Source organism: Staphylococcus sp. FSL W8-0774, assembly GCF_038006785.1.
GTDB lineage: Bacteria > Bacillota > Bacilli > Staphylococcales > Staphylococcaceae > Staphylococcus > Staphylococcus pasteuri.
In genome coordinates, this window is sequence record NZ_JBBOVW010000001.1 from 839427 (window position 1) to 866039 (window position 26613).

Consider the following 26613-nt stretch of genomic DNA (forward strand, 5'->3'; position numbering starts at 1 on the left):
TTAGATACCTTCTTTCTCTTTTGTTTCAGCAACATATTTTGCATGGGCTTCAACATAAGCTTTGCAAGAAGCTTTTAAAATATCATGGTCAATGCCTATACCACTAACTTCTTTATTTTCGATGATAAGGTTAACATGAACTTCAGCTTGTGCATCAGTACCTTCAGTGACAGAGTCTATTCGATAATCAATCAATTCTGTTTCACGTTTAAATATTCTATCAACAGCATTATAAATAGCGACAATGGAGCCAGTACCAATGCTTGAATCTTGATAAATATTATTGTCTTTATCTTTAATAACAACTACTGCACTTTGAAGACCATTTGATACAAACTGAAGTTGTAAAGTTTCAAGTTGGAAAATGGCACTTTGTTCATGTTCTGAACCTTGAATTAAAGCATGAATATCACGGTCAGATACAGCTTTTTTCTTATCAGCAATTGCTTTAAATTGCTTAAACAAATTGACTTGATCTTCAGAAGTAATGTCATAACCTAATGCTTTTAGTTTTTCAGCAAAGGCATGCTTTCCTGATAATTTGCCCAGTGGTAATTCAGTTGTACTGACACCTACTAATTGTGGCGTCATAATTTCATAAGTTTCGCGATGTTTTAGAACACCATCTTGATGAATACCAGATTCATGACTAAAGGCATTTTGGCCAACTATGGCTTTATTTCTTGGAACACGAATACCAGCATATCGTGAAATCAAATCAGAAGTATTTTTAGTTTGTTGTAAATTAATTTGTGATTCTAAACCATAATGATCTTTACGAACATATAAAGCTAAAGCAACTTCCTCAAGTGCCGCATTACCAGCTCGTTCTCCTATACCATTTACTGTACCTTCAATGCGTCTTGCACCACCTTCGATTGCAGCAAGACTATTTGCGACAGCCATACCTAAATCATCATGACAATGAGCGCTATAAATGATTCCTTTATCAGATTGAACGGATTCAGTTAATGTTTTAAAAATTTGTCCATATTCAGAAGGGTAACTAAAACCAACAGTATCAGGGATATTGATGATAGTTGCACCAGCATCTACAGCAGTTTGTACGCTTTTTATTAAAAATGAAATATCAGTTCTCGTTGCATCTTCAGGTGAAAATTGAACAACTTCAAAATATTTTTTAGCATATGAAACATGTTCTTTTATTGATGCTAAAACTTCTTCTTGTGTCATTTTTAATTTATATTCTAAGTGAATAGGAGATGTAGCAATAAAAACATGGACACGAGGTTTAGTAGCTAACTTTGTTGCTTCATAAACTGCGTCAATATCTGATTTCTTACATCTAGCTAAGCCACATACTGCTGTTTTTGTTAAAGCTTTAGATATCGCTTCTACCGATTTGAAACTTCCTGTACTTGAAGCGGGAAAGCCGGCTTCAATAACGTCGACTCCCCAATTTTCAAGTTGTTTCGCTATCTTTAAACGTTCGTCAAAAGTAAAATTGACTCCCGGTGTTTGTTCACCATCTCTAAGCGTTGTATCAAATATTTGAATATGGCTACTCATTTTAATCCACTCCTTAATCCATTACTTTTCAATTCGTTTCGATTTAATAAATGGCATCATATCACGTAGATCACGGCCAACTTTTTCAATTGGATGACCAGCTTGTTCTTCACGCATTCTATAAAATTCTTTGAAACCATTTTTATTATCTTCAACGAAACTGTTAGCAAATTTACCGTTTTGAATATCTGTTAATACGGCTTTCATATTTTCTTTAACATCTGGCGTAATCACACGTGGACCAGATACATAATCACCGTATTCGGCTGTATTTGAAATTGAATAACGAACATTGTCCATTCCGCCTTCATACATCAAATCAACAATCAATTTCATTTCATGTAATACTTCAAAATATGCAAGTTCAGGTTGATATCCAGCTTCCACTAGTGTTTCAAAACCACTTTGAATTAATTTATGAACACCGCCACAAAGTACAGCTTGCTCACCAAATAAATCAGTTTCAGTTTCTTCTTTAAATGTAGTTTCAATAACTCCAGCACGTGTAGATCCGATACCTTTTGCATAACTTAATGCGATATCTCTAGCATGGCCAGTTGCATCCTGTTGTACTCCAAATAAGGAAGGGACAGCGCTACCTTCTTCAAATGTACGTCTTACTAAATGACCAGGGCCTTTTGGTGCTACTAAGAATACATCAACATCTTCGGGTGGTTGAATAACACCAAAATGAATATTGAAACCATGTGCGAAAGCTAGGGCATTTCCAGATTCTAAATTTGGTGAAATTTCATTTTTATAAACATCACCTTGAATTTCATCAGGGATGAGTACCATAACCACATCTGCTTGTTTAGTTGCTTCATCAACAGGTAATACTTCAAAGCCGTTCTCTTTAGCTTTATCAAAAGAACGTCCAGGGCGGATACCAATAACAACATCATATCCATTGTCTTTTAAGTTTTGTGCATGTGCATGACCTTGTGAGCCATAACCAATTACTGCAATTTTTTTACCTGCTAGTGCGTCTGTTTTTACTGTTTCGTCATAATATACTTTAGTCATAATAAATTCCTCCAAAATAATTTAAAAATTTGAAATATTCCGAAATTTTAAGGCGATTAACTAGTGATGATAGCAGCTCGTTTAAGATACTGTTTTTAATGAACACTAGCGCATCAAAGGTTAATCATAATTTATGCTGAATGTTGCTCTACACTTAAAACATTAATTTGTTGTTTAAGCTTATTTATTAAAATATTTAATAACTCTTCGTCATCAATATTAACAATGAGTTCCATATCTGAAACGTTAGGGTCATCATTACGTTTTTTAACGTGTAATTCTTCGATATTATACTGTAATCTAACAAATGCACTTGTAATTCTATTTAATGTACTTACTTGATTCATTACTTCTAACTTTAAATGTCTTCTCATTAGTATCCCTCCATTTCGTGATTTGCTTTACCACTTGGAATCATTGGATTTACTGGCTCGATAGGAGAGATACGCACTTCGATAAGTGCCGGACCATTATAGTTGAAAGCTTCATCGAGTGTTTCTTTAAGTTGATTAGGTTTATCAATTAAGAATCCTTTAACTCCATATGCTTCGGATAGTTTCATAAAATCAGGTTGATCATTAAATACGGAATGGGAAAAACGTTGATTAAAGAATTTATCTTGCCACTGTTTAACCATACCTAACGTACCATTATTAATTAAGACTATTTTAATATTTAAGCCGTATTCAGGCAGTAAAGCCATCTCTTGATTAGTCATTTGGAAACCACCATCACCAACGAAACAAACAACAGTTTTATCAGGTCTGGCTAGTTGGGCGCCAATTGCAGATGGAATACCGAATCCCATTGTACCTAGACCACCACTAGTAACCCATTGACTGTGACTTTTGAATGGATAAAATTGAGCTGCCCACATTTGATGTTGACCTACGTCAGTAGTCACAATTGCGTCGCCATTCGTAATATGTCCAATATATTCGATAGCTTCTTGAGGTTTGCAAAATGAGTCATTGTTATCTTTTTCATATTTGAAAGGGTAACTTGATTTGTTAGTTTCACAAGTTTGCAACCAGTCATCATGATTTGGTACTTGAACATTAGCGTTTTCTAATTGTTCTAATACATTTTTACAATCTGCAACGATACCTAAATCTGTATCTATCACTTTATTTAATTCAGAAGGATCAATATCTACATGAACGATTTTTGCATTTGGTGCAAATGCATCAGGTTTACTGGCAAGTCTATCGTCGAAACGACTACCTAAATTAATTAATAAATCACACTCTGTTAATGCCATATTACTTGCATATGAACCATGCATACCTCCCATACCTAAAAATAGGGGATGATCGTATGGTACTGCACCTAAACCTAATAATGTTGTGATAGTAGGGATTTTATGTTGAGTTACAAAATTTGTTAATAGTTCATTAGATTTTGAATGATTAATTCCAGCTCCAGCTAAGACTAGAGGCTTTTTAGAGCTATTTAAATAAGATACTAATGTTTCAATATCATTTGAATCAGCTACTGTGTTGACTTGATATCCAGGTAAATCAACAGTTTCAGATAATTCTACATTAGTCGACAAAATACCCATATCTTTTGGAAAATCAATGACTACTGGTCCTTTTCTACCAGTATTTGCGACATGAAAAGCCTCATGAACAATTCTAGGAATGTCTTCTACTTTTTTTACTTGATAGTTTTGTTTAGTAATAGGGGTAGTCATTGATAATAAATCAGCTTCTTGGAATGCGTCTTTACCGATACCAGGTGTAGCGACTTGTCCCGTAAATACAACTAAAGGTAAAGAATCACTATGAGCATCCGTGATTCCTGTTATAGCATTGGTTGCTCCAGGACCACTAGTAACGACGACGACACCTGTTTTACCTGAAACGCGTGCATATCCTTCGGCAGCATGTGTTGCACCTTGTTCGTGCCTTGCTAAAATATGTTTAATTTTACCATCGTAAAATGTGTCATATAAAGGTAGTACTGCACCACCAGGATATCCAAAAATAAATTCTACATCTTCATTTTGTAACGCTTCAACTAACAATTCAGATCCTGGTCTCATTTCATTTAGTGTTTGGTTTTTCAAGTATTCAGGTTTACTAGATTCTGCCACTTTCATAGTGTCGATAGGTTGGTTTGATTCTGAAGTATTGTGTTCTGGCATGTCACTTAATTTAGTCATGAAAATCAACTCCTAATTTTAGATAAGGTTTTCGGGTACTTGCATGATTCCACCCGTATTAGCACTAGTTACTAATGAAGTATAACGTGCAAGATATCCTGTTTTAACCTTTGCTTTAAATGGTTCTAGTTGTTCTCTACGGCGGTATAATTCTTCTTCAGGTTGATCAACGTTTAAAGTTCGGTTAGTTAAATCAATTGTGATTTCGTCTCCGTCTCTGATTAATCCAATTGGCCCACCTGAAGCTGCTTCTGGAGAAATATGTCCTACAGCAATACCTCTTGTTGCACCTGAAAATCTTCCATCGGTAATTAATGCAACGTCTTTACCTAAACCTCTCCCAACAATTGAAGAAGTTGGAGCTAACATTTCTGGCATTCCAGGACCACCTTTAGGCCCTTCGTATCTGATAACTACAACATGACCTTCGCGAACAGTATGGTTATCAATTGCTTCAACAGCTTCATCATGTGAATTGAAACAAATTGCTTTTCCAGTAAATGTTTTAATAGATGGGTCTACCCCTCCAACTTTGATAACTGCACCTTTTGGAGCTAAATTACCGAATAAGATAGATAAACCGCCTTCTTTGTCATAAGGTTTTTCTAGTGAGTGTATAACATCAAAATTTTTAATTTCTTTACCGTCATTATTTTCTCTTAATGTTTTTCCGGTTACTGTAATTCTATCTGGGTGTAAAGTGCCTTCTTTCTTCATTAGTTCATTGATAATTGCTGGAACTCCACCAGCTTCATGAACGTCATGCATAGAGTATGATGAACTTGGAGCAATTTTAGATAAATAAGGTGTTTGCTTTGCTACTTCATTAATTCGTTCTAAATCGTATTCAATTCCAGCTTCATTAGCAATTGCAAGTGTATGAAGTACTGTATTAGTTGAACCACCCATTGCCATATCTAATGCGAAAGCATCATCAATAGCTTCTTTAGTTACGATATCTCTTGGCTTGATGTCGTTTTTAATATTTTCTACTAATCTAAATGCAGCTTCACGAATCATTTCTCTACGCTGATCACTAACTGCTAGGGCAGTGCCATTATATGGTAAAGCTAACCCAAGGACTTCCATTAAACAGTTCATTGAATTGGCTGTAAACATTCCAGCGCATGAACCGCAAGTAGGGCAGGCATTTTGTTCCATATCTAGAAATTCTTCTTTAGAAATAGAACCTTCTTTGAAAGCACCAACAGCTTCAAACATTGATGATAAAGTTAATGCTTTACCTTGGGCAGATAAACCGGCTTTCATTGGACCACCTGAACAGAAGATAGCTGGTACATTTGTTCTAACTGCTGCTAGTAGCATACCAGGTGTGATTTTGTCACAGTTTGGAATATAGAAAACGCCGTCAAACCAATGAGCATTGATGACTGTTTCTGCTGCATCAGCAATGATTTCTCTAGAAGGAAGAGAATACCTCATTCCAATGTGTCCCATAGCAATACCATCATCTACGCCAATAGTATTAAATTCAAAAGGAATAGCGCCTGCTTCTCTAATAGCTTCTTTAGCAATGTCTGCTAGTTCTCTTAAATGTACGTGGCCTGGAACGATATCGATATATGAATTACAAATAGCAACGAATGGTTTGTTCATATCAGTTGGATTTTGAAGTGCGCCCGTTGCGTGTAAAAGACTTCTTGCTGGAGCTTGGTGATCTCCTTTTTTGATCATGTCGCTTCGCATAATTAATTCCCCCGTGTATTATTTTAGAAAAATAAAAAACGCCCCAAAATTTTTTGGGACGTTCATAAGTCCCATTCAATTACAAATAGGACTTAAACATTTAGTAAAAGGATTAATTACTAAAGTTCCAGCCCTTGAGAGTATAATAAAATAATATTGTTTGAAGTTGTCGTTGAATATTGATATGTGTGATTAGTCATTTTATTATACTCCCTTCACTGAATGGTAATTTATTCTGAATAGTTTGAATTGTTTTGAAATTTATAAACTTAATTTACTACATAGAGAAAAGCGTGTCAATAATATTTTAGAATTTTCTTACAATTCATTTTAAAAAATTGTTAATCATATTAACGAAGAAATTAGAGTCAAAATTTGTTACACTAAATAAGTTAATAAAATTCTTGGAAAATGAAAAACATTAATAGGAGAATGGCCTATGATTAATATTAAAGACAAAGATGAAATGAAACAATTTGCTAACCAGTTAGTTGAGTTAATTGAACCAAACGACTTAATTTTATTGAATGGAGATTTAGGTGCTGGAAAAACGACACTTACACAATTTATTGGTCTAGCTATGGGTGTTACACGTACGATTAATTCACCAACTTTTAATATTATTAAATCTTATAAAGGTACAAACTTAAAGTTACATCATATGGATTGCTATCGATTGGAAGATTCAGAAGAAGATTTAGGATTTGATGAATATTTTGAAGATGAGGCTCTTACAGTGATTGAGTGGAGTCAATTTATCAAAGATTTACTACCAAAAGAAGCTTTAGTTATTAATATAAAAGTTATAGATGAAAGCCAACGTCAAATTACACTTGAAGCTGAAGGGAATCATTATATTGCTATGAAGGAGGCACTTGAACAATGAAATTATTGTTGATAGACACTTCCAATCAACCTTTATCAGTTGCCATTACAAACAATAATGAAACAATTGCTGAAATTAATAATAATTCCAAAGTAAATCATTCAGTGCAGCTCATGCCTGAAATCCAACGTTTGTTTGAACAAAGTGGTATTTCAAAACATGATTTAGATGGAATTGTTGTTGCAGAAGGACCAGGATCATATACTGGTTTAAGAATTGGTGTGACTACTGCAAAAACACTTGCTTACGCATTAAATTGTAAATTGTACGGTGTATCTTCATTAAAATCACTAGCAGCTTGTATAAAAGAAGATTATCGACTTTTAGTACCAATATTTGATGCAAGACGTGAGGCAGTATATACGGGTATTTACCAAAGACAAAGCGATGGAACATTAGAAACTATTTTAGAAGATCAATACATTTCTATTGAAGATTTAAAATCAAAATTACATGAATTTAATCAAAAATATCTATTTATAGGACAAGATACTTCTAAGTTATCTCATTTATTAGAAGGGGAATGTATAGATCAGTTACCACAAGCATCTGTGATGAGTGAACTTATTAGTCAACCTGCTGATATTCATAGTTTTGTTCCAAAATATCATAAAATAACTGAGGCAGAGAGAAATTGGATAAACCAACAAAAGAACAGTTAAATATAAGAAAAATGAGTATAGATGACGTTCCGTCGGTGTTTGACATAGAAAGAAATAGTTTTAACGATAGTTCATGGACAATTGATGCATTTTATCATGAAATTGAAAAGAATGAGTTTGCAAATTATTTTGTCATAGAATTTGATAATACTATCATAGGATATTTAGGGTTATGGATAGTGATTGATCAAGCACAAATTACTACTATTGCAATTACTGAAAAATTTAGAGGTTATGGTTTAGGGCAACTTCTATTAAAATATGTTATGAATTATGCAAGTCACAAATGTGAAATGATGAGTTTAGAAGTAAGAATAGATAATATAGTAGCGCAACATGTTTATCAAAATCTAGGATTTCAATATGGTGGTAAACGAAAAAATTATTATGGAGAAGGGCAGGATGCATTAGTGATGTGGGTGAATTTAAGTGAATAATAATCAAACTTTGATATTAGCAATAGAGACAAGTTGTGATGAGACAAGTGTAAGTATTATAAAAAATGGAACAGAGATATTATCGAATACGGTTTTAAGTCAAATAGAGAGTCATAAACGTTTCGGTGGAGTTGTGCCTGAAATTGCAAGTAGACATCATGTTGAAGGGATTACAACAACGATTGATGAATCTTTACAAACGGCTAATGTATCTATGAAAGATATCGATGCTATAGCTGTAACTCAAGGACCAGGTCTTATTGGAGCATTACTTATTGGCATTAATGCTGCAAAAGCTTTAGCGTTTGCATATGATATCCCATTAATACCTGTTCACCATATTGCTGGACATATATATGCTAATCATTTAGAAACACCGCTCACATTTCCACTCATAGCCTTAATTGTTTCAGGTGGCCATACAGAATTAGTTTATATGAAAGATCATTTAAATTTTAAAGTAATAGGTGAAACAAGAGATGATGCAGTAGGTGAAGCATATGATAAAGTAGCTCGCACAATTGATTTACCTTATCCTGGTGGACCTCAAGTTGATCAATTAGCAGCTAAAGGCCAAGACACTTATCAATTTCCTAGAGTATGGTTAGAAAAAGATAGCTATGATTTTAGTTTTAGTGGATTGAAAAGTGCAGTCATTAATCAATTGCATAACCAACGTCAAAAGGGACAAGATATAATTCCAGAAAATGTAGCAACAAGTTTTCAAAATAGTGTTGTAGAAGTAATAACTACTAAAGCTATTCATGCATGTAAAGCTTATAATGTTGATCGACTAATTGTTGCTGGTGGCGTAGCCAGTAATCGTGGCTTGAGAGAAAGTATAGCCAGTCAGTGTGAACAAAATAATATTCAATTAACAATACCAGCACCAAAATTATGTACTGATAATGCAGCAATGATTGGTGCTGCAGGTCACTATTTATATTTAGCTGGTAAACGTGGTGATATGGCTATGAATGGCCAAAATAATATTGATATAGAAGATTTTACAATAGAATCTACTTTATAAAACAAAAGTCAGTAGTGAGAGAAAAATAATTCTCAAACTACTGACTTATTTTATTGATTCTCAACTTGTTGTTTAGCACGCTTATAAATATCGTTAGGAAATTGAGTCAGTCTCAATAACTCTATTGCATTTCTAGTATTCGCCTTACCTGGTTTAATTTTAAAATCGAAATCAATAGAATCATTCTTAATAGACTCATTAAAGTGATAATTAATGAAACTTGGACTTAATAATGATGATAGTTCAATATCATGTGTTGCCGCTAGAACATAATAGTTCGGTATATTATTTAAATAGGTTAATACCGATTCAGAAGCGGCAATTCTTTCTGTTGTGTTTGTGCCTTTAAATATTTCATCTATAAAACAATATATTTGTTTATCAGTTGAAATATTAAATAAACGTCTAATGGATTTAAGTTCAGCCATAAAATAACTATCTCCAGATAGAACATCATCTGCATTAGCCATCGATGTGAATACTAAGCCAGGTACATATTTAAATTGAGAGGCTGTAGCAGTCTCTATTGATTGGGCTAAAATTAAATTAAGTGCCACTGCTTTCATAAAGGTAGATTTACCAGAAGCATTCGAACCAGTTAATAAAATATTTTGATTAATAGATAAATCATTCGGTACAGCATCTGTAATTAATGGATGCGTTAAATCTTCAAAATTACATAAATAATGTTGTGTATCTTGTGATTGTATTATTTCAGGTTCGCAATATTCATCTAAAGTTTCTTGATATAAAGAAATAGCATAGTGATTATCTAACTGACCAATATAATCATAACAATTTAATACTTCTTCTAAATATTTATAATAAATATTTTGTATAATGTGAAAGATTGTATAATCTAGCATGAAAACAGTTTTAATTAATAAAATAAAGGCAGATGCAAAATCGCCACCTTCTATTTTTACTAATAAGCCACTTAAATAGCGAGCACTTTTAAAATGATTAAAGTTTACATTTAAATCTGGTGTTCCTTCAATTTCAGTTAATTTCTTACTTTGACTTAAAATATTTGCAGTATAAAAAATAGTTTTCAAATCTTGCTCATAAGTCTTTTTTAAACTCACAGATAAAATAATATTAAAAACACAAGCTAATACGAGTACCATAATTCCATTAGATGTATTAATAAACGTATAGACTAAAGTGATAATTGGTAATAATGGTGCAAACATAAATAAGATGTTGCCCTTAATTGGTTTTAATTGATCGGGGAAGTGAGGATACACACTTTTACCAATTTGTGCTAAATGGAAAGCAACTTGATTTCTAAATGAACGATTATGCTTAAAATAACGTTTTAATTCTTTATTATTTGCTTTAAACATACCACGTAAAGTAGCATATAATCTCATTTCACCAATGGCTGTAAAGTTAAAATTCATAGATAGAAATAATGCATCCATATTTAAATCTGACCAAGTTTTATTATCTATAAGCGAATTTTCATCATAATTAGAACGATATGTTTGATATTGATAATCATATCTGGCATTAGGTCGAATAAAATTTTCTAATTTTTGACGATTGGGCCATAATTGATTAATTTTTGTAACGAGTTGTTTTTTATTAAAAATCGCAGAAATAATACTCACTATTGTAGTTAATAAAACAACACCTAACACAAATAATAGAAATAAACGGACATCATCCATAAAAAAGCTCCTTTATGTATTATTAACGTAATTATTTCATATCATTATTTAAGAAACAATGAAGTATGTAATGATTGTATTAATTTAATGTCAATAGGGAACATGCGTACTTATCAACAAATAGTGCACAACTTGTGGATAAGTAGTGTTATTTACTGTGGATATTAGCTAATTTTTTCTGAATAACTTAAAAAATATGTAACATATTACTTGTGGATAACTAGGATAACTCTGTGGATAGCTATGAATAAGGGGATTTTTAATGTTAATAAATAGCAATTCAATAATTAGAAAAAAGACACTAAAATGTAGAAAATCCACATTTTAATGTCTGATAGTAAAAAGGATATTTATAATTTTTCTTGTAATTCTTCCCATTCAATCATAGCCTGTTCTAATTCTTGTTCGGTATTAGATTTTAGTTCAGCTAGTTCATTTGCTTTAACAGGATTACTATATATTTCAGGTTGCATCAATTCATTATCAATAGACTCAATTTTAGTTTCACAACTTTCAATTATCTGCTCTCGTTGCTCAATTTCCCGTTCAATTTTGCGTTGTTCTCGACGACGTTGTTTTTGATCATCGTATGAATTTGTCATTATTTGGTTATTATTTTGTTGATGAACGGACTGGGATTCTTTATCCTCTTGGGCTTTTAAAGCGGCAGCTTCTTCTGTTTTATCAATATAGTATTGATAGTTACCTAGATACATTTTGCCACCATCATGATCTAAATCAAATACTTTATTAGCTAGTTGATTAATGAAATATCTGTCATGTGAAACAAAGATGATAGTCCCTTCAAAATGCTCTATCGCTTGTTCTAACATTTCTTTTGAATCTATATCTAAGTGGTTGGTAGGCTCATCTAAAATTAAAACATTATCACGTTGTAACATTAATAAAGCAAGTTGAAGTCTTGCTTTTTCGCCACCTGATAAATCATTTATAATTTTTTTGACATCATCTTGAACGAATAAGAATCTACCTAATACGGCACGAATATCTTTTTCATTCATATTTGGATATTGATCCCAAACATAATCTAAAATAGTTTTATTTGATTTAAACTCAGCTTGTTTTTGATCATAGTAACCCATATTTAAATTAGCACCATATGTGATGTCACCTGCCAATTTGGATTGACGATTGGCAATTGTTTTAATTAAAGTCGTTTTACCAACACCATTAGGTCCAATAATGGCAATATGGTCTCCTTTTGAAACCTCCATTGTGATAGGTTGGGTAATAGGCGTTTGGTCATAACCAATTTCTAATTGTTTAATATGCATAACATCATTACCAGTATTTCTATCAAAACCAAATTGAATATTAGTGCTTCTAGCATCAATCATAGGTTTGTCGATGCGTTGCATTTTTTCTAATGTTTTACGACGACTTTTTGCCATTCCACTTGTAGATGCACGTGTAATATTTTTTTCAACAAACGTTTCAAGTCGTTTGATTTCTTCTTGTTGTTTTTCATATTCTTGCATACGTTTTTCATAATATTTATCTCTTTGTTGTATAAATTGTTCATAGTTACCTATATAACGTTTTACTTCACCTAGGGCTACATCATAAACTTGAGTAATGATTTTATCTAAGAAATATCTGTCATGACTGATTATGACAATTGCACCTTTAAAGTATCTTAAATAATCTTCTAACCATTTTTTTGTTTCTAAATCAAGGTGGTTAGTAGGTTCATCTAGTAATAGCAAATCAGGTTCATTAAGTAACATTTGTGCAAGTGATAATCTTGTTTTTTGACCACCACTAAAATCATTAATAGGCTTATCAAAATCTTCTTCATTAAAATTCAAACCGTGAAGGACTGTTTTAATTTTACTATCATATTGATAGCCTTCAAGTTGTTCAAATTGATTAGATAGAGATTCATATTTTTCCATATGTAATTGATAGTCTGGTGTATCGTAATCTCCAGCATGCTTAGCTAACCAATCAGTTTCTTCTTTAATAAGGGATTCAATATTTTTAATATGTTCAAATGGTTTCGACATCTCTTCATAAACAGTGGCATTTGAGTCTAATGTCATTTGTTGAGTTAAATAGCCGATTTTAAGATTTTTAATTTTTGAAATATGACCACTATCATAATCTTCAGTACCTGCTATAATTTTCATAAGCGTTGACTTACCAGCACCATTTCGGCCAACTACACCTATGCGTTCACCAGTTTTAACTTCAAAATCAACGTTAGTAAAGATATCTTCACCATCGAACGATTTAGATATGTCATTAAGTTGTAAAAGTATCATCCGACTTCACCTTTCTATATTAGCGATATCATTATAAACTATTAATATAGTTTGATATGTTTAAAAATTTGTTAATCATATTATTCTTTATTTTACAGTATTAAGTCATGTCTTGAAACTAGGATATTTATTTTTAAATTTTATTAATGTATAATTAGCAAGTATTCATTGTAAACAATTATTTGAAATTTTATTATCGCAAACATATTTGCGTTGATTTAATAATAATTGTACCAGTTATAGCGTCGAAGGGAGACTTATAAAATGGCAAGTAACGTTAAAATTCCTCGAGCAACTTTAAAACGTTTACCATTATATTATAGATTTGTAAGTAATTTAAAAAGTAAAGGAATAGATCGTGTTAATTCTAAAACGATTAGTGAAGCATTACAAATAGATTCAGCTACAATTCGTAGGGATTTTTCATATTTTGGAGAATTAGGTAAAAAAGGATACGGTTATAATATTGATAGTTTAATTGAATTCTTCAAAAAGGAAATTAACGGAAGTAATGATATTAAAATTGCTATAGTCGGCGTAGGTAATTTAGGTCGAGCGCTATTAACGTATAACTTTTCTATACATGATGAAATGTCTATTACTGAAGCATTTGATGTAGATAAAAATGTTATAGGCGAACAAGTAGGAAAAGTAGTAATTAAAGATAGCAGAACTATTAAGGAAACACTAAAAAGCTTGGATATTGATGTAGTTATTTTAACTACACCTGAACATGTAGCACAAACTGTAGTAGATGAACTTGTTGAATCTGGTGTTAAAGGAATCATGAATTTCACGCCAGCAAGAGTTAACACCCCTAAAGATGTACAAGTGCATCATATTGATTTAGGTATTGAATTACAATCATTGTTATTCTTTATGAGAAATTATGATTAATAAAAATATGATTTAGGAGGCTGTGAAATGACTAATAAACCAATATTAGAAGTGGGATGTACTTATAAAGCACATCTACCTTCATTAATATACATACCTGGTAAGTTAGTTTTGTCAGAGCAAACGATAGTATTTAAATCATATTATACAAATCATAATCCACTCAATTTAGAAATTAATGTAAAGCAAATGATTCGTTATGAGGTTAGAAAAGGCTTGTTGGGTCATAAATTACTCATATATTATAGAAATGAATGGTATAAATTTAGTCATTTGAAAGCTAATGAATTAAAAGAGCTTGTTCAACAAATAGATGACATACAAGTAATTTAGTTAGCTCACATCTTATCAATAGATAGGGTGTGTTTTTTTATGAGCTTTGAACACAAAGAATGAATTTAATAATGAAATATGAAATTATAATCTTGAAAAAAAACACTTAATTGGATATAATACCTAGTAAACTTATCGGAAAAGAGTGATAAAATGATTTGGATGATAATTAGTGGTTTAATTGTTGGACTTTTGTTAGGTTTCGTTATGCAAAGAACCCGATTTTGTTTAGCCGGTGGATTTAGAGATATGTATGTACAAAAGAGTAATAAAATGTTTTACGCTTTACTCATAGCAATCTCAGTACAAAGTATTGGTTTACTCATATTAACTAGCTTAGGATTACTTACTGTGCCATCCCATACTTTTCCAGTAATTGGTACAGTAATAGGTTCCTTTGTATTTGGAATTGGAATTGTATTAGCCGGAGGATGTGCTACAGGAACATATTATCGTGCAGGAGAAGGTTTAATTGGTAGCTGGATAGCACTTATTTTATATGCATTAACAAGTGCAATTACTAAAACAGGTATTCTTTCACCAGTATTAAATTTCATTAATAAGCCTACAAATGTAAATGCGAGTATGTCCGAAACATTACACATTCCACATTGGATTTTAATTGTAATATTGGCTATCATTACAATTTATTTTGTTACTAAAACGCTTAGAAAACCTAAAGTTGCAGTACCAAAATTAAAACAAAAATATACAGGCTTAAGACATTATCTATTTGAAAAAAGATATCACCCATTTGCAGCTGCAATCGCAGTAGGATTAATCGCATTATTAGCATGGCCAATGAGTAGTTCAACAGGTAGAAATCATGGCTTAGGTATTACTACACCATCTTCAAATATCGTAAACTTTCTAATAAGTGGTAATACAAAATTCGTAGATTGGGGAGTATTGCTGGTTATTGGTATATTCTTAGGATCTTATATTGCCGCAAAAGGTTCTAAAGAATTTAAATGGCGTTTACCAGATAAAAAAACAATTAGAAATAGTGCCATAGGTGGTGCGTTTATGGGCTTTGGTGCGTCTGTCGCTGGTGGATGTTCAATTGGTAATGGTCTAGTTGAAACAGCAACAATGAGTTGGCAAGGTTGGATTGCACTTGGCTCTATGATTATAGGTGTATGGTTTATGAGTTATTTTATTTTTGTTAAACCTATGAAACAATTACAAAAATCTACAACTAAACAGCCTAAAACGACACTACAACAGCATACACAAACAACTTAAGGAGGAAATAACATGGTATATGAATTAGGTACAGTAGGAATGGTGTGTCCTTTCCCATTAATAGAAGCACAAAAGAAAATGACTGAATTAGATTCAGGTGATGAATTGAAAATTGATTTTGATTGTACTCAAGCAACAGAAGCAATTCCAAATTGGGCTGCTGAAAATGGTTACCCTGTAACTAATTACGAACAGCTAGGCGATGCTTCATGGACGATTACAGTTCAAAAAGCTTAATTAAATAGATTTCAAAAGGAACGAGTATCCAATGAAAGATGCTTGTTCCTTTTTTCTATTTTATATTGGAATTTAATTTTATAGGTCATATTTTCTAACATGCTATGAAAGGAAATATGACCGATTTTTGCTATTTCTTTGAAAGTATTAGTAATATATTTTCAAAGGAGTGATCATATGAATTTAAATGATACAATGTTTTTATTTTTATGTACTTTATTAGTTTGGTTAATGACACCGGGATTAAGTTTATTTTACGGTGGTTTAGTACAATCTAAAAATGTATTAAATACAGTAATGCAAAGTATGTCAGCTATTATTATTGTTACTTTCGCATGGGCAATAATAGGGTTTAGTTTAAGTTTTAGTAAAGGAAATAATTGGATTGGTGGTTTAGAATACTTCGGATTAAACCATGTTGGATTCGATATTTCAACTTCAATTGATGCACATATACCGTTATCGTTGTTTATGTTATTCCAAATGATGTTTTGTACCATTTCTGTATCTATATTATCGGGTTCAGTAGCTGAAAAAATGAAATTTATTCCATATCTTATATTTGTATTTATATGGGTGATTTTAGTATATAGTCCTGTAGCTCATTGGGTTTGGGGAAAAGGCTGGATTAGTCAATTAGGTGCTTTAGATTTTGCAGGAGGGACTGTTGTACATATTACCTCAGGCGTATCAGGTTTAGTATTAGGAATAATGATTGGCATTGGAAAGAAACAAGAAAAGCCAACACCTCATAATTTACTCATTACATTAATAGGCGGGATTTTAGTCTGGATTGGTTGGTATGGATTTAATGTGGGTAGTGCTTTTACATATGATAAAATTGCTGCTGTTGCATTTGTTAATACAGTTATAGCAGCAAGCGCAGGTGCATTTGGCTGGTTACTAATTGAATATAAATTGAAAAAAACAACAAGTTTATTAGGATTATTATCTGGAAGTCTATCTGGTTTAGTTACAATAACACCAGCAGCAGGCTATGTTAGCTATTTAAGTAGTATGTTTATTGCGATAATAGGTGGCATTATTTGCTATATTGTAATTAATTATATTAAAGTCAAACTCAAATATAATGATGCATTAGATGCCTTTGGAATTCATGGTATAGGGGGTATTTTGGGTGCTATTTGTACAAGCATATTTCAATCACATCAAGTGAATGATTCAATACAAAATGGATTTATTTATAGTGGAGACTTTAAATTTTTAGGTATACAAATATTATCAGTAATAACAGTGATTGCCTTCAGTGGCATCATGACGTTTTTAATAGCTAAAATAATCAGAATATTCACACCATTAGCGACGACTCCTACTGAAGATCGAACAGGTTTAGATCAATTAGTACATGGAGAAAATGCTTATTTTTACGGAGAATTAAATAAATTTAATAGACATATTAAAAATTAGAATAAGATTAACTTGATATTAAGTAGAAGTATGAAACACATTTCTATTTGGTTAGTAAAATATTGATTGGAACTCACTTATCATATTTAAATTAATAGAATAAATAGGTATTTAAAGCGATTACATATGTGATAAAATAGTACTAAGTTTTCCAAAATATGATAGGTGAGTAATTTTTATGAAAAATATATCAGATATAGCGAAGTTAGCAGGCGTATCTAAAAGTACCGTTTCAAGATATTTAAATGATGGTTCTGTTAGTAAGAAAACACGACTAAAACTAATTAAAATCATTAATGAGCACGATTATCAACCCAATCAATTTGCACAAAGTTTGAGAGCAACACAGACACATTTAATTGGAGCTATTATTCCAAGAATGAATTCATATGCTGTAGATGAAACCATTAAAGGTATCGTTTCGCAATGTCATCAACACCATTATCAATTATTATTGAACTATACTGGGTTACAGATTGAAGCGGAAATAGATGCTATAGAAACATTATCACGCAGTAAAGTAGATGCCATCATATTAATGGCAACTGATATTACGGAGAGTCATTTAGAAGTTATTGATAAAGCTGACGTACCTATCATTATAGTGGGACAAAATTATCCAGGCTTACATAGTATTACACATGACGATTATCAAGCTGGTTTATCTGTAGGAAATTGGATTGGCCAAAGACAACCTCATCATGTGCACTTCTTTAGTGTCACTGAAAATGATATCGCTGTAGGTATTCACCGTAAAAATGGGTTATTAGATGGATTGGCAAGTCATCAAATCAAACCAAGTATTTTTGAAACGTCATTCAAATATGAAAATGCTTTAGAAGATGTACAACAATATTTGTCTCAAATAGATAAAGTTGACGTACTCGTTGGTGCTACAGATGCGATTGCATTAGCAATTCATAAATATAGCTTTAATTCTGAAAGAAATTGTAAACCTACTATCATTCATGGATTTGGTGGGGATCCGATGACTCAAATTGTTTCACCTTCAATTCGTACGATTCAATTTAATTATTTTGAAGCTGGTAAACGTGCAATGACTGAAGTAAGACAATTAATAAAAAATGAAAAAACTGAAGAATCAGTGGTTATTCCAGTGAAATTATAAATTTTATTTAATTCATATGGAACCGATACCAGTAAAAATGATAAAATATTAATGTCATTTAAAGTAAACGATATCGAATAAAACTAACAATTAATATTAATATATTTAGGGGGATATGAATGAAGGAATGGACTAGAGAAGAGCGTTATCAACGTATGGAAGATATTGATAGCGACAAGTTATTGGAATTAAAACAACAAACACAATTATCTCCATATAGACAAACTTATCATATTCAACCAGAGATGGGATTATTAAATGATCCAAATGGTTTAATATATTTTAATGGAAAATATTATATTTCTCACCAATGGTTTCCGCTAGGTGCAGTTCACGGATTGAAGTATTGGTATAATTATACGAGTAAAGACTTAGTACACTTTCAGCCTGAAGGTGTTATATTAAGCCCAGATACAAAATATGATAGCCATGGTGTATATAGTGGTAGTTCCTTTGAATACCAAGGACATCTTTATTATATGTATACAGGTAATCATCGTGATCATGATTGGCAAAGACAAGCAACGCAAATGATAGCTAGACTTAAAGATGACGGTACTGTAGAAAAGTTTCCTAAACCAGTCATTAGCCATCAACCTGAAGGATATACAAGCCATTTTAGAGATCCTAAAGTATTTAGTCATAATGATAAATATTACGCAATTATAGGCGCACAGACAAATGACGAATTTGGTAAATTATTACTATATCAAACTACAGACATAGTGAATTGGCACTATCTCGGCGAAATCAAAACAAAATTAAATCAATTTGGATATATGTGGGAATGCCCAGATTATTTCGAGTTAGATGGACATGATGTCATAATGTTTTGTCCACAAGGCATTGAAAGTGAAGAAGATAAATATCAAAATATTTATCAATCAGGTTATTTAATTGGAGATTTAAACTTTGAAACACTTAACTTTGATCACGAAGCATTTTTAGAGTTAGATAAAGGCTTTGATTTTTATGCACCACAAACATTTTTAGATGAAAAAGGACAGCGTATTTTAATTGGTTGGATGGGATTACCAGATACTACATACCCAACAGACGATGAAGGTTGGGCACACTGTCTAACACTTCCTAGAGTATTAAATATTGAAAATGGTAAATTAAAACAACGTCCTATTAAAAGCTTAGAAAAGTTACGCTACAACAAAGAAACAGCTTTAGGATATGCTAATAAATTCACAACTAAATTACATCCATATGAAGGTAAGCAGTATGAATTGATTATAGATATTTTAGAAAATGATGCTTCAGAAATTTATTTCGAATTAAGAACATCTAAAAATCAATCAACTGTGATTTCATATAATAAGCAAATGAATACTTTAACGCTTGATCGTACCGAAAGTGGTTTGTTACCTGGTAATGTTGAGGGTACGACTCGTAGTACGAAGCTAGATTCATCACTATCACAATTACGTATTTACGTTGATACCTCAAGTATTGAGATTTTCTGTAATGATGGTGAACGTGTATTAACTTCAAGAATATTCCCAGATAATAACGCAACAGGCATTAAAACATCTACAGAATCAGGACAAGTATATTTACAATTTACTAAATATGATTTGAAAGGTGACAATCAATGAGACGTTTATTCGCAATAGGAGAAGCATTAATTGATTTTATGCCAACTGTGACAAATAAAGCATTAAAGGATGTTGAACAATTTTCACGTCAAGTTGGAGGGGCACCATGTAATGTTGCATGTACTGTACAAAAGCTTGGTGGACATGCAGAAATGATAACTCAATTAGGCAATGATGCGTTCGGTGATATTATCCTTGAAACAATTGATGACATTGGTGTAGGTACTCAATATATTGAGAGAACAAATGAGGCTAATACAGCACTTGCATTTGTAAGTTTAAAAGAAGATGGTCAAAGAGATTTCTCATTTTACCGTAAGCCATCCGCAGATATGTTATATGATGCAGATAATATCAATAAAATACAAGTTACTAAAGAAGATGTACTACATTTTTGTTCAGTAGATTTAGTAGAAAGCCCAATGAAAAAAGCGCATTTGGCATTAGTTGAAAAATTTGAACAGGAAGAAGGAACAATTATTTTTGATCCTAATGTAAGGCTGCCATTGTGGGATAATGAAGATGATTGCCGAAATGCAATCTTAGAGTTTATACCGAAAGCACATATTATTAAAGTTTCAGATGAAGAAATTGAATTTATAACTGGCGAACAAAATGAGTCAGAAGCAATAAACTCGTTATTTAAAGGAAATGTTAAAGCAGTTATTTATACAAAAGGGCCTAATGGTGCATCTATTTATTTAAAAGATGGAACTGAAAAACATCAAAATGGTGTGAAAGTTAAAGCGATTGATACGACTGGTGCAGGTGATGCATTTATTGGGGCTGTCATTAGTAAAATTTTAGAACAACAAGCAATTGATATTCCACAATTGTTTAAAAATTACGGTGACGAAATTTTAAAATTTAGTAATAATGTCGCTGCACAAGTAACGACAAAATATGGTGCTATTGAAAGTATTCCAACATTAGCTGATATAGAAAATCAATTATAGAATATACAAAAAAACCATCCGTATAGTGATTACGGATGGTTTTATCATTTAATAAAATAGAAAAGGTGTACTAGATTTTTTTAACATTTCGAACAGATGCATAACAATGTTCTTTGTTTTTGAAATAGACAATACGTTCTTTTGAATCAATTGATTCTATGTTTCTTCGATTAACTACAAAACTATTGTGGCATCTAAAGAAGCGGTCATCTAATTGACTTAATTCTTTGAGATTACCATAAAATTCGATTTGTCTATTATCTAAATGGGCGATTAAACGATGTGATTTACTAGATGATTCGAAAAACATAATATCGTCATATTGTACATACACTGAATTACTTCCACGTTTTAATTCGATTGTTTCAACATTACTTTCTTTTGATAATAACTTAAGTCTTGTGTGAGCGGTTTCTAAACAATCAATAATTCGTGTTTTCAGTTCTGCTGGGTCATCTTTAAATATGAAATCCATCGCCGCCACTTTGTATACAAAGGTGAGGTATGTTAGTTCGCTATGACTTGTAACAAAGATAATATTGCCGACAGGGTCATGTTTGCGAATTTCACTACCTAATTTAATACCATTAATATCTGCTTCGAGTTGGATATCTAAGAAATAACAACCGATATCATTCATTTCTTTTGATTGCTCAAGCACTTCATAAGGATCATCAGTTGCGAGAGCAAGCTCCATAGGTTTTTCCTCAATCATAATATAATTTTTAATAATTGAACTCATATTCTCCCTTTGTTTTGGATCATCTTCGCAAATGAAAATTTTCATAGTTTCACATCCTTATGATTCTTTCTCTATAATTTCAATTTTTTGAACAAAAAAGCCATTTTCTATGACTGTATCTAGCAGTACATTTTCATTATTATCAGTAATTTCTTTTAAGGTTGATAAACCTAGTCCACGGTTTTTTCCTTTTGTTGAGAAACCTTCTTCAAATAACTCATGTACGCGTGGAATATCATCATCACATTTATTCATAATAATAAGTGTGACAGATTCTTCTTCTTTGAAAAAGGCGATACGTATTAATGAATCATCAAGCGGCTCAGAGGCCTCAATGGCGTTGTCTAAAGTGATGCCAATAATTCGACTTAATTCTATTGTGTTCATATCAATACGTTCTATATTATCTGGAACCTCGATACTAATCGCTATTTCTTTTTCTTGAGCCTGTAGAATTTTTGTTGTAATAAGACCTTTAATTTCACGAACTTTTAATTTTTCTATACCATTAAGTTTTAATGAACGTGTTTGTAGGTTATCTTTCATCGGTACAATTTGTTCATTAAAATATTGACGCAAGCCTGGCATATCATCCTCACGAATAAATTCAGACATCGTAGAAAGAATATTGACATAATCATGTCTAAACTTACGCATTTCATTATTAATGGATTCTATCTTTAAAGTATATTCATAATACGTTTCAATTTCTTGAAGGTTACGTTTGTAACGCATTTCTCGTAGAGTGAACATGGATAGAATGAAAATAATAATACTTAAAAAGATGATTAATCCAACGAATACAATTGCATATAATCTTAAACTATTAGGTGCACTCATGTCAGTTTGTGAAATTATGTAAAAGAACACAAAAGAAAATGATAATACAACAGAAATAATAGTAATATATGTTTTATTTAACTAAAGATAAGATTCTTTAAGTTTTTTTAGCAAAGTTCTAATAAAATAAGCTAATAACAAAGCGATAGAATAAAATAAAATGAAATGAAATATAACTAATATTTGACTTTTTGGAAAAATATTAACCATTGTTAGATAAAAACTTACAGCCAAGAAATTACTTAGATACATAATCAAATTACTTATTAAGGTAATTATTAATGAAAATAATTTGATTTTATAATAATAGAAAACAAACATTGCAATTACTATAAATATAAGACCAAATTTGTTGAAATAATAGTACATAATAACTGAAGGGATTATAACCCCAATAATGGTTATATAATCCCTTAATTTAAATTTTATATTAATAATAATTTTAGCAACCCAAAAAAGTAATGCTACTTGTAATGCAGCTGTTGGTAGAAAATTTAGAGCATCCATACAATGCACACTTTCTAATATATTTTATTCATATAATTTTGTTAGTTCATCTGGTACTTCTGGTTCATCAAAATAACCAGCACAAGGATTCGCTCCAGCAACTAACCCAACAAATTCCATTATTGATGTGAAAAATTTAAAAAATAAATTAACTAAAGTTTCCATAGTAATAATCCTCCTTAGGGAAAAAGATAGGTAGTAATGTAGTTGATTCAACAATTAATCCAAATAAAATTAATTGTGAATATGGTTCTTTAACTATAAACGAAATAATAACTAATATTATATATAAAACAATGGAGAGTATTCGTTTCCTATTCACTAAGCGTTTAGGTATAGGTTGTTTTTTTGTTGCAGCAGGTGCATAAGTAATTACAATGAAATATCCGATTAACGCGAATAATAACATTGTAAAGTGACCTATTGATAACTTCACAATTAACCATGGCATAATAAGAAATATTAATATGTTTTGTATATGACATAATATAGAAGATTTAGCGTGTGCTCCGTGAGTGTAAAATCTTAAAATCATATACGCAATATGTGTTACAAGGGTGTACCAAAACACATGGAATATTAAAGCCAATCCATAGGTTACGATAAACTTAGCAATGTTACTTACGACAACTTGCATACCTAAACGAACTTTTAGAAATTGTATACGATCCAAGTTATTTCTTTGTTGCAAGTAGTTGGCAAATTGATCAATTTTTGTATCTATTATTTTCACTTGTTCACTACTCTCCTTGAGTATCATTATACAATTTTGTGCAACTCTTTTTGGAGTTTATGCCTAACTGTCAAAAATATATACTTAACTGTATAATGAACTTTCTAAAAAGTATTTTATCATAAAAAGGTTTACAGTTTAGTATAAAATATTACGAGTTAGGAAATTTTTGATTCAATTAATTATAACCATGTTTTAATAGACTCATATCACAGAGATGTGATGGAAATAGAGTTGAAAAATTGCTTAATCTACTTATTAGAATTATTTACTAAAGTAATTCTAGTTCCATTACTAAAAGGAAGGAGTGATTTCAGTGGCAGCAGATATCATTTCAACAATCGGTGATTTAGTAAAATTAATCATTAACACTGTTAAAAAATTCCAAAAATAATTTTTTAACTTAGTTAAGATGAGTATTTAGGATTTACAATATTCAATAGGAAGGAGTGATTTCAATGACTGCAGATATCATTTCAACAATTGGTGATTTTGTAAAATGGATTTTAGATACAGTAAAAAAATTCGCTAAATAATAGAAATTCATTATAACTTTGTTTTCTTCGTATAAAAGGTAAGTTATTAAGCCTCCCAACTTAGTAACTTATAACATTAGTAGGTGACGAAACATTTACTAATAAAACTGTAGTTTTCCTTGGACTCAGTGTTACGTATTATTCTTAGCTACCTTTAATTAGGTATTTTCTAGCATGTAAGCTATCGTAAACAACATTCAATTTATCATTATAAAATAGATAAATTCACTAAATTTTTCATAATTAATAACATCCCCAAAAAATAGATTGAAAAATAACTGTAAAAACATTCCCTTAATAATAAGTTATCTAAAGCCGTGAGTTCCTCCCAAGCTCACGGCTTATTTTTATACATAAAAACACGCCCAACGAGGTATTGTTAAGCGTGTTTAGCTATTATTTATATAAATTGAGTTTTAAATTATCAAACACTGGAATAGCTTGACGTTGTTCTAATACTTCATTAACGTCGATATCTATAGATAAAGTACTTTCATCACTTCCTAAATCTGCAATAACTTCACCATTTGGGTTTATGACAATAGAATGACCAGCATAATCAGTTTGACCATCATTACCACAACTGTTTGTACCTACTACAAACATATCATTTTCAATTGCACGTGCTATTAATAATGCTAGCCAGTGATTTAATCTTACAGTTGGCCATTGCGCTACATAAAATGCAATTTGGGCGCCACTTCGTGCAGGATATCTTAGTAATTCAGGAAATCTTAAATCATAGCAAATGATTTGAGTAGCTAAAGTTCCATCTGAAAGTTCAAAAGGTTCAGGCACTTGTTTGCCTGGAGACATAAAGTCAGGTTCACTAAGCATAGGCACTAAATGAACTTTGTTATATCGATTAATACACTTGCCATTTGATAGGACCGAAAAGGCGGTATTATAAATATTTTGACCAATTTGATTTGATACAGAACCAGCAATAATATCAACTTGATAAGTTTGAGCGAGATTAGAGATAAACGGTAAACTGTCATTTAAATCTTTGTCTGCAAGTTCATTTAATTTTTCTAATGCATATCCGTTGTTCCACATTTCTGGAAGGACGACAACATCAGTATCATTTTCTAATTCATTTTCAAACCATTGTTTGATTTTGGTTTTATTTTGCTCTGCTTGACCATACTCGATATATATTTGAAATAACTGAACTTTCATATATATCACTCCTCAATTAAGATTAACTATAAGATACTAAATAAATTGCTATATATCAAAAAAGTGAGATAAATCCATAGCAGAATTTATCTCACTTACATATATTATACAAAATTATCTTTTGATAAGGAAACGAGGTTCAACTGGTTTAATATCTTTTTCGCCAGCTTCTTCACGCACATTACCAAATGGCATTTGAGCAACTAATTTCCAAGTTTTAGGAATATTGAATTCGTTCGCAGTAGCTTCATCAACAATTGGATTATAGTGTTGTAATGAAGCACCGATACCTTTAGTTGCTAATGCTGTCCAAATTGCATATTGGTGCATTGCATTAGTTTGGTTAGACCAAATTTCAAAATTATCATAGAAGTTTGGCATTTTTTCTTGTAAACCAGTAATAACATCTTTATCTTCATAATAAAGAATTGTGCCATATGAATGTTTGAAATTATCAATTTTTTGACGTGTTGGTTCAAAGTCACGATCAGGACCCATTGTTTCTTTTAAAATTTCTTTAGTGTTTTCCCAGAATTTTTCATTTTTATCATTTAATAATAAAACGATACGTGTTGATTGTGAATTAAAAGCTGAAGGTACATGTTTAACAGCATGTGCAATTAATTCTTCTAATTCTGAATCGTCTATTGAAATTGTACTTTCTAAATTATAAATGGTACGACGTTGTTCCATAGCATCATTAAATGATACTTCATCATTTTTTTTACTAAATAAACCCATAATCATTCTCCTTTGTTATAGTTAATAACTATTTATAATTTAAGTATAAATATTATACTCATCAAAGTAAACAAATAATTACTAGAAAATTTCAAAAGTA

General features: G+C 31.3%; 26 protein-coding genes and 1 pseudogene. 14 read left to right on the plus strand and 13 right to left on the minus strand.

Features of this window, described 5'->3' with window-relative positions; genetic code table 11:
- From NSQ15_RS04030 to ilvD, 5 genes are all read right to left on the minus strand, one after another.
- A complete protein-coding gene (locus NSQ15_RS04030; protein ID WP_340746956.1) occupies positions 1-1530 on the minus strand; it encodes a 2-isopropylmalate synthase in 1530 nt (509 codons plus the stop codon).
- Positions 1531-1551: 21 nt separating this feature from the next.
- Positions 1552-2556 carry a ketol-acid reductoisomerase gene (ilvC, locus tag NSQ15_RS04035; RefSeq protein ID WP_017638117.1) on the minus strand — a complete coding sequence of 335 codons (1005 nt, stop codon included), beginning with the start codon at positions 2554-2556 and terminating at the stop codon, positions 1552-1554.
- Positions 2557-2687: 131 nt separating this feature from the next.
- Positions 2688-2930, minus strand: a complete 243-nt coding sequence (locus tag NSQ15_RS04040) for an ACT domain-containing protein (protein WP_017638116.1) — start codon at positions 2928-2930, stop codon at positions 2688-2690.
- Positions 2930-4723 carry a biosynthetic-type acetolactate synthase large subunit gene (ilvB, locus tag NSQ15_RS04045; protein ID WP_070452054.1) on the minus strand — a complete coding sequence of 598 codons (1794 nt, stop codon included), beginning with the start codon at positions 4721-4723 and terminating at the stop codon, positions 2930-2932. Before ilvB ends, NSQ15_RS04040 begins: the two co-directional genes overlap by 1 nt.
- 18 nt (positions 4724-4741) lie before the next feature.
- Positions 4742-6430, minus strand: coding sequence for a dihydroxy-acid dehydratase (gene ilvD / locus NSQ15_RS04050; RefSeq protein ID WP_017638114.1), 1689 nt, complete (start codon positions 6428-6430; stop codon positions 4742-4744).
- Positions 6431-6869: 439 nt separating this feature from the next.
- On the opposite strand from ilvD, the gene tsaE reads away from it, so the two are divergent.
- From tsaE to tsaD, 4 genes are read left to right on the plus strand one after another with little or no spacing between them, the layout of a single operon-like run.
- Complete coding sequence (gene tsaE, locus NSQ15_RS04055) at positions 6870-7316, plus strand: tRNA (adenosine(37)-N6)-threonylcarbamoyltransferase complex ATPase subunit type 1 TsaE (protein ID WP_070452059.1); 447 nt, start codon at positions 6870-6872, stop codon at positions 7314-7316.
- Positions 7313-7978, plus strand: a complete 666-nt coding sequence (gene tsaB, locus NSQ15_RS04060) for a tRNA (adenosine(37)-N6)-threonylcarbamoyltransferase complex dimerization subunit type 1 TsaB (protein WP_029056075.1) — start codon at positions 7313-7315, stop codon at positions 7976-7978. Before tsaE ends, tsaB begins: the two co-directional genes overlap by 4 nt.
- On the plus strand, positions 7951-8415 hold the full coding sequence (rimI, locus tag NSQ15_RS04065) for a ribosomal protein S18-alanine N-acetyltransferase (RefSeq protein ID WP_029056074.1): 465 nt from the start codon (positions 7951-7953) through the stop codon (positions 8413-8415). The genes tsaB and rimI overlap by 28 nt, the downstream gene beginning before the upstream one ends.
- Entirely contained in the window at positions 8408-9445 is a 1038-nt protein-coding gene (gene tsaD, locus NSQ15_RS04070; protein ID WP_017638110.1) for a tRNA (adenosine(37)-N6)-threonylcarbamoyltransferase complex transferase subunit TsaD, read from the plus strand. Before rimI ends, tsaD begins: the two co-directional genes overlap by 8 nt.
- A 50-nt stretch (positions 9446-9495) precedes the next feature.
- Here the strand turns inward: tsaD and NSQ15_RS04075 are convergent, their stop codons facing one another.
- Both NSQ15_RS04075 and NSQ15_RS04085 read right to left on the minus strand, forming a co-directional pair.
- Positions 9496-11118, minus strand: a complete 1623-nt coding sequence (locus NSQ15_RS04075) for a MutS-related protein (RefSeq protein WP_340746957.1) — start codon at positions 11116-11118, stop codon at positions 9496-9498.
- A 350-nt stretch (positions 11119-11468) separates the two neighbouring features.
- The gene (locus NSQ15_RS04085) at positions 11469-13403 is read right to left on the minus strand and encodes an ABC-F family ATP-binding cassette domain-containing protein (RefSeq protein WP_340746958.1); all 1935 of its coding nucleotides are present in this window, start codon (positions 13401-13403) and stop codon (positions 11469-11471) included.
- A 264-nt stretch (positions 13404-13667) separates the two neighbouring features.
- Between NSQ15_RS04085 and NSQ15_RS04090 the strand changes: the two genes are divergently transcribed.
- From NSQ15_RS04090 to NSQ15_RS04125, 8 genes are all read left to right on the plus strand, one after another.
- Positions 13668-14300 (plus strand): redox-sensing transcriptional repressor Rex, encoded by a 633-nt coding sequence (locus NSQ15_RS04090; RefSeq protein ID WP_017638106.1) that lies wholly within the window; start codon positions 13668-13670, stop codon positions 14298-14300.
- A 27-nt stretch (positions 14301-14327) separates the two neighbouring features.
- Complete coding sequence (locus NSQ15_RS04095; protein WP_017638105.1) at positions 14328-14633, plus strand: hypothetical protein; 306 nt, start codon at positions 14328-14330, stop codon at positions 14631-14633.
- Between the two features lie 153 nt (positions 14634-14786).
- Complete coding sequence (locus NSQ15_RS04100) at positions 14787-15878, plus strand: YeeE/YedE family protein (protein ID WP_017638104.1); 1092 nt, start codon at positions 14787-14789, stop codon at positions 15876-15878.
- A gap of 12 nt (positions 15879-15890) precedes the next feature.
- Positions 15891-16115, plus strand: a complete 225-nt coding sequence (locus NSQ15_RS04105; RefSeq protein WP_002452012.1) for a sulfurtransferase TusA family protein — start codon at positions 15891-15893, stop codon at positions 16113-16115.
- A 177-nt stretch (positions 16116-16292) separates the two neighbouring features.
- Positions 16293-17543: an ammonium transporter gene (locus tag NSQ15_RS04110; protein WP_217194148.1), complete on the plus strand. Its 1251-nt coding sequence runs from the start codon at positions 16293-16295 to the stop codon at positions 17541-17543.
- 178 nt (positions 17544-17721) lie between these two features.
- On the plus strand, positions 17722-18672 hold the full coding sequence (locus tag NSQ15_RS04115) for a LacI family DNA-binding transcriptional regulator (protein WP_340746959.1): 951 nt from the start codon (positions 17722-17724) through the stop codon (positions 18670-18672).
- 119 nt (positions 18673-18791) lie between these two features.
- Positions 18792-20276, plus strand: a complete 1485-nt coding sequence (locus NSQ15_RS04120; protein ID WP_070452072.1) for a sucrose-6-phosphate hydrolase — start codon at positions 18792-18794, stop codon at positions 20274-20276.
- A complete protein-coding gene (locus tag NSQ15_RS04125) occupies positions 20273-21232 on the plus strand; it encodes a carbohydrate kinase family protein (protein ID WP_070452076.1) in 960 nt (319 codons plus the stop codon). The genes NSQ15_RS04120 and NSQ15_RS04125 overlap by 4 nt, the downstream gene beginning before the upstream one ends.
- Positions 21233-21302: 70 nt before the next feature.
- Here the strand turns inward: NSQ15_RS04125 and agrA are convergent, their stop codons facing one another.
- The 4 genes and pseudogenes from agrA to NSQ15_RS04145 all read right to left on the minus strand — a co-directional run bounded on the left by agrA (position 21303) and on the right by NSQ15_RS04145 (position 24054).
- The gene (agrA, locus tag NSQ15_RS04130; RefSeq protein ID WP_029056065.1) at positions 21303-22019 is read right to left on the minus strand and encodes a quorum-sensing response regulator AgrA; all 717 of its coding nucleotides are present in this window, start codon (positions 22017-22019) and stop codon (positions 21303-21305) included.
- Between the two features lie 12 nt (positions 22020-22031).
- Positions 22032-23321, minus strand: a pseudogene (agrC, locus tag NSQ15_RS04135) (quorum-sensing sensor histidine kinase AgrC).
- Positions 23322-23345: 24 nt separating this feature from the next.
- A complete protein-coding gene (gene agrD, locus NSQ15_RS04140; RefSeq protein WP_029056063.1) occupies positions 23346-23486 on the minus strand; it encodes a cyclic lactone autoinducer peptide AgrD in 141 nt (46 codons plus the stop codon).
- On the minus strand, positions 23470-24054 hold the full coding sequence (locus NSQ15_RS04145) for an accessory gene regulator AgrB (protein ID WP_340746960.1): 585 nt from the start codon (positions 24052-24054) through the stop codon (positions 23470-23472). The genes agrD and NSQ15_RS04145 overlap by 17 nt, the downstream gene beginning before the upstream one ends.
- 316 nt (positions 24055-24370) lie before the next feature.
- Between NSQ15_RS04145 and NSQ15_RS04150 the strand changes: the two genes are divergently transcribed.
- Together NSQ15_RS04150 and NSQ15_RS04155 are read left to right on the plus strand one after the other, a co-directional pair.
- Complete coding sequence (locus NSQ15_RS04150; protein WP_015364840.1) at positions 24371-24448, plus strand: delta-lysin family phenol-soluble modulin; 78 nt, start codon at positions 24371-24373, stop codon at positions 24446-24448.
- A gap of 64 nt (positions 24449-24512) precedes the next feature.
- Positions 24513-24590 carry a delta-lysin family phenol-soluble modulin gene (locus NSQ15_RS04155; RefSeq protein ID WP_072291871.1) on the plus strand — a complete coding sequence of 26 codons (78 nt, stop codon included), beginning with the start codon at positions 24513-24515 and terminating at the stop codon, positions 24588-24590.
- Between the two features lie 396 nt (positions 24591-24986).
- On the opposite strand, the gene NSQ15_RS04160 is transcribed toward NSQ15_RS04155, so the two are convergent.
- Positions 24987-25772 carry a carbon-nitrogen family hydrolase gene (locus NSQ15_RS04160; protein ID WP_124760428.1) on the minus strand — a complete coding sequence of 262 codons (786 nt, stop codon included), beginning with the start codon at positions 25770-25772 and terminating at the stop codon, positions 24987-24989.
- A gap of 114 nt (positions 25773-25886) precedes the next feature.
- On the minus strand, positions 25887-26513 hold the full coding sequence (locus tag NSQ15_RS04165; protein ID WP_017638094.1) for a nitroreductase family protein: 627 nt from the start codon (positions 26511-26513) through the stop codon (positions 25887-25889).
- Positions 26514-26613: the final 100 nt, after the last annotated feature.

Coding starts and splice junctions, on each gene's coding strand:
- NSQ15_RS04030 (WP_340746956.1), bottom strand. CDS start 1,530: ATGAGTAGCCATATTCAAATATTTGATACAACGCTTAGAGATGGTGAA.
- ilvC (WP_017638117.1), bottom strand. CDS start 2,556: ATGACTAAAGTATATTATGACGAAACAGTAAAAACAGACGCACTAGCA.
- NSQ15_RS04040 (WP_017638116.1), bottom strand. CDS start 2,930: ATGAGAAGACATTTAAAGTTAGAAGTAATGAATCAAGTAAGTACATTA.
- ilvB (WP_070452054.1), bottom strand. CDS start 4,723: ATGACTAAATTAAGTGACATGCCAGAACACAATACTTCAGAATCAAAC.
- ilvD (WP_017638114.1), bottom strand. CDS start 6,430: ATGCGAAGCGACATGATCAAAAAAGGAGATCACCAAGCTCCAGCAAGA.
- tsaE (WP_070452059.1), top strand. CDS start 6,870: ATGATTAATATTAAAGACAAAGATGAAATGAAACAATTTGCTAACCAG.
- tsaB (WP_029056075.1), top strand. CDS start 7,313: ATGAAATTATTGTTGATAGACACTTCCAATCAACCTTTATCAGTTGCC.
- NSQ15_RS04075 (WP_340746957.1), bottom strand. CDS start 11,118: ATGGATGATGTCCGTTTATTTCTATTATTTGTGTTAGGTGTTGTTTTA.
- NSQ15_RS04085 (WP_340746958.1), bottom strand. CDS start 13,403: ATGATACTTTTACAACTTAATGACATATCTAAATCGTTCGATGGTGAA.
- NSQ15_RS04090 (WP_017638106.1), top strand. CDS start 13,668: ATGGCAAGTAACGTTAAAATTCCTCGAGCAACTTTAAAACGTTTACCA.
- NSQ15_RS04095 (WP_017638105.1), top strand. CDS start 14,328: ATGACTAATAAACCAATATTAGAAGTGGGATGTACTTATAAAGCACAT.
- NSQ15_RS04100 (WP_017638104.1), top strand. CDS start 14,787: ATGATTTGGATGATAATTAGTGGTTTAATTGTTGGACTTTTGTTAGGT.
- NSQ15_RS04105 (WP_002452012.1), top strand. CDS start 15,891: ATGGTATATGAATTAGGTACAGTAGGAATGGTGTGTCCTTTCCCATTA.
- NSQ15_RS04110 (WP_217194148.1), top strand. CDS start 16,293: ATGAATTTAAATGATACAATGTTTTTATTTTTATGTACTTTATTAGTT.
- NSQ15_RS04115 (WP_340746959.1), top strand. CDS start 17,722: ATGAAAAATATATCAGATATAGCGAAGTTAGCAGGCGTATCTAAAAGT.
- NSQ15_RS04120 (WP_070452072.1), top strand. CDS start 18,792: ATGAAGGAATGGACTAGAGAAGAGCGTTATCAACGTATGGAAGATATT.
- NSQ15_RS04125 (WP_070452076.1), top strand. CDS start 20,273: ATGAGACGTTTATTCGCAATAGGAGAAGCATTAATTGATTTTATGCCA.
- agrA (WP_029056065.1), bottom strand. CDS start 22,019: ATGAAAATTTTCATTTGCGAAGATGATCCAAAACAAAGGGAGAATATG.
- agrD (WP_029056063.1), bottom strand. CDS start 23,486: ATGGAAACTTTAGTTAATTTATTTTTTAAATTTTTCACATCAATAATG.
- NSQ15_RS04155 (WP_072291871.1), top strand. CDS start 24,513: ATGACTGCAGATATCATTTCAACAATTGGTGATTTTGTAAAATGGATT.
- NSQ15_RS04160 (WP_124760428.1), bottom strand. CDS start 25,772: ATGAAAGTTCAGTTATTTCAAATATATATCGAGTATGGTCAAGCAGAG.
- NSQ15_RS04165 (WP_017638094.1), bottom strand. CDS start 26,513: ATGGGTTTATTTAGTAAAAAAAATGATGAAGTATCATTTAATGATGCT.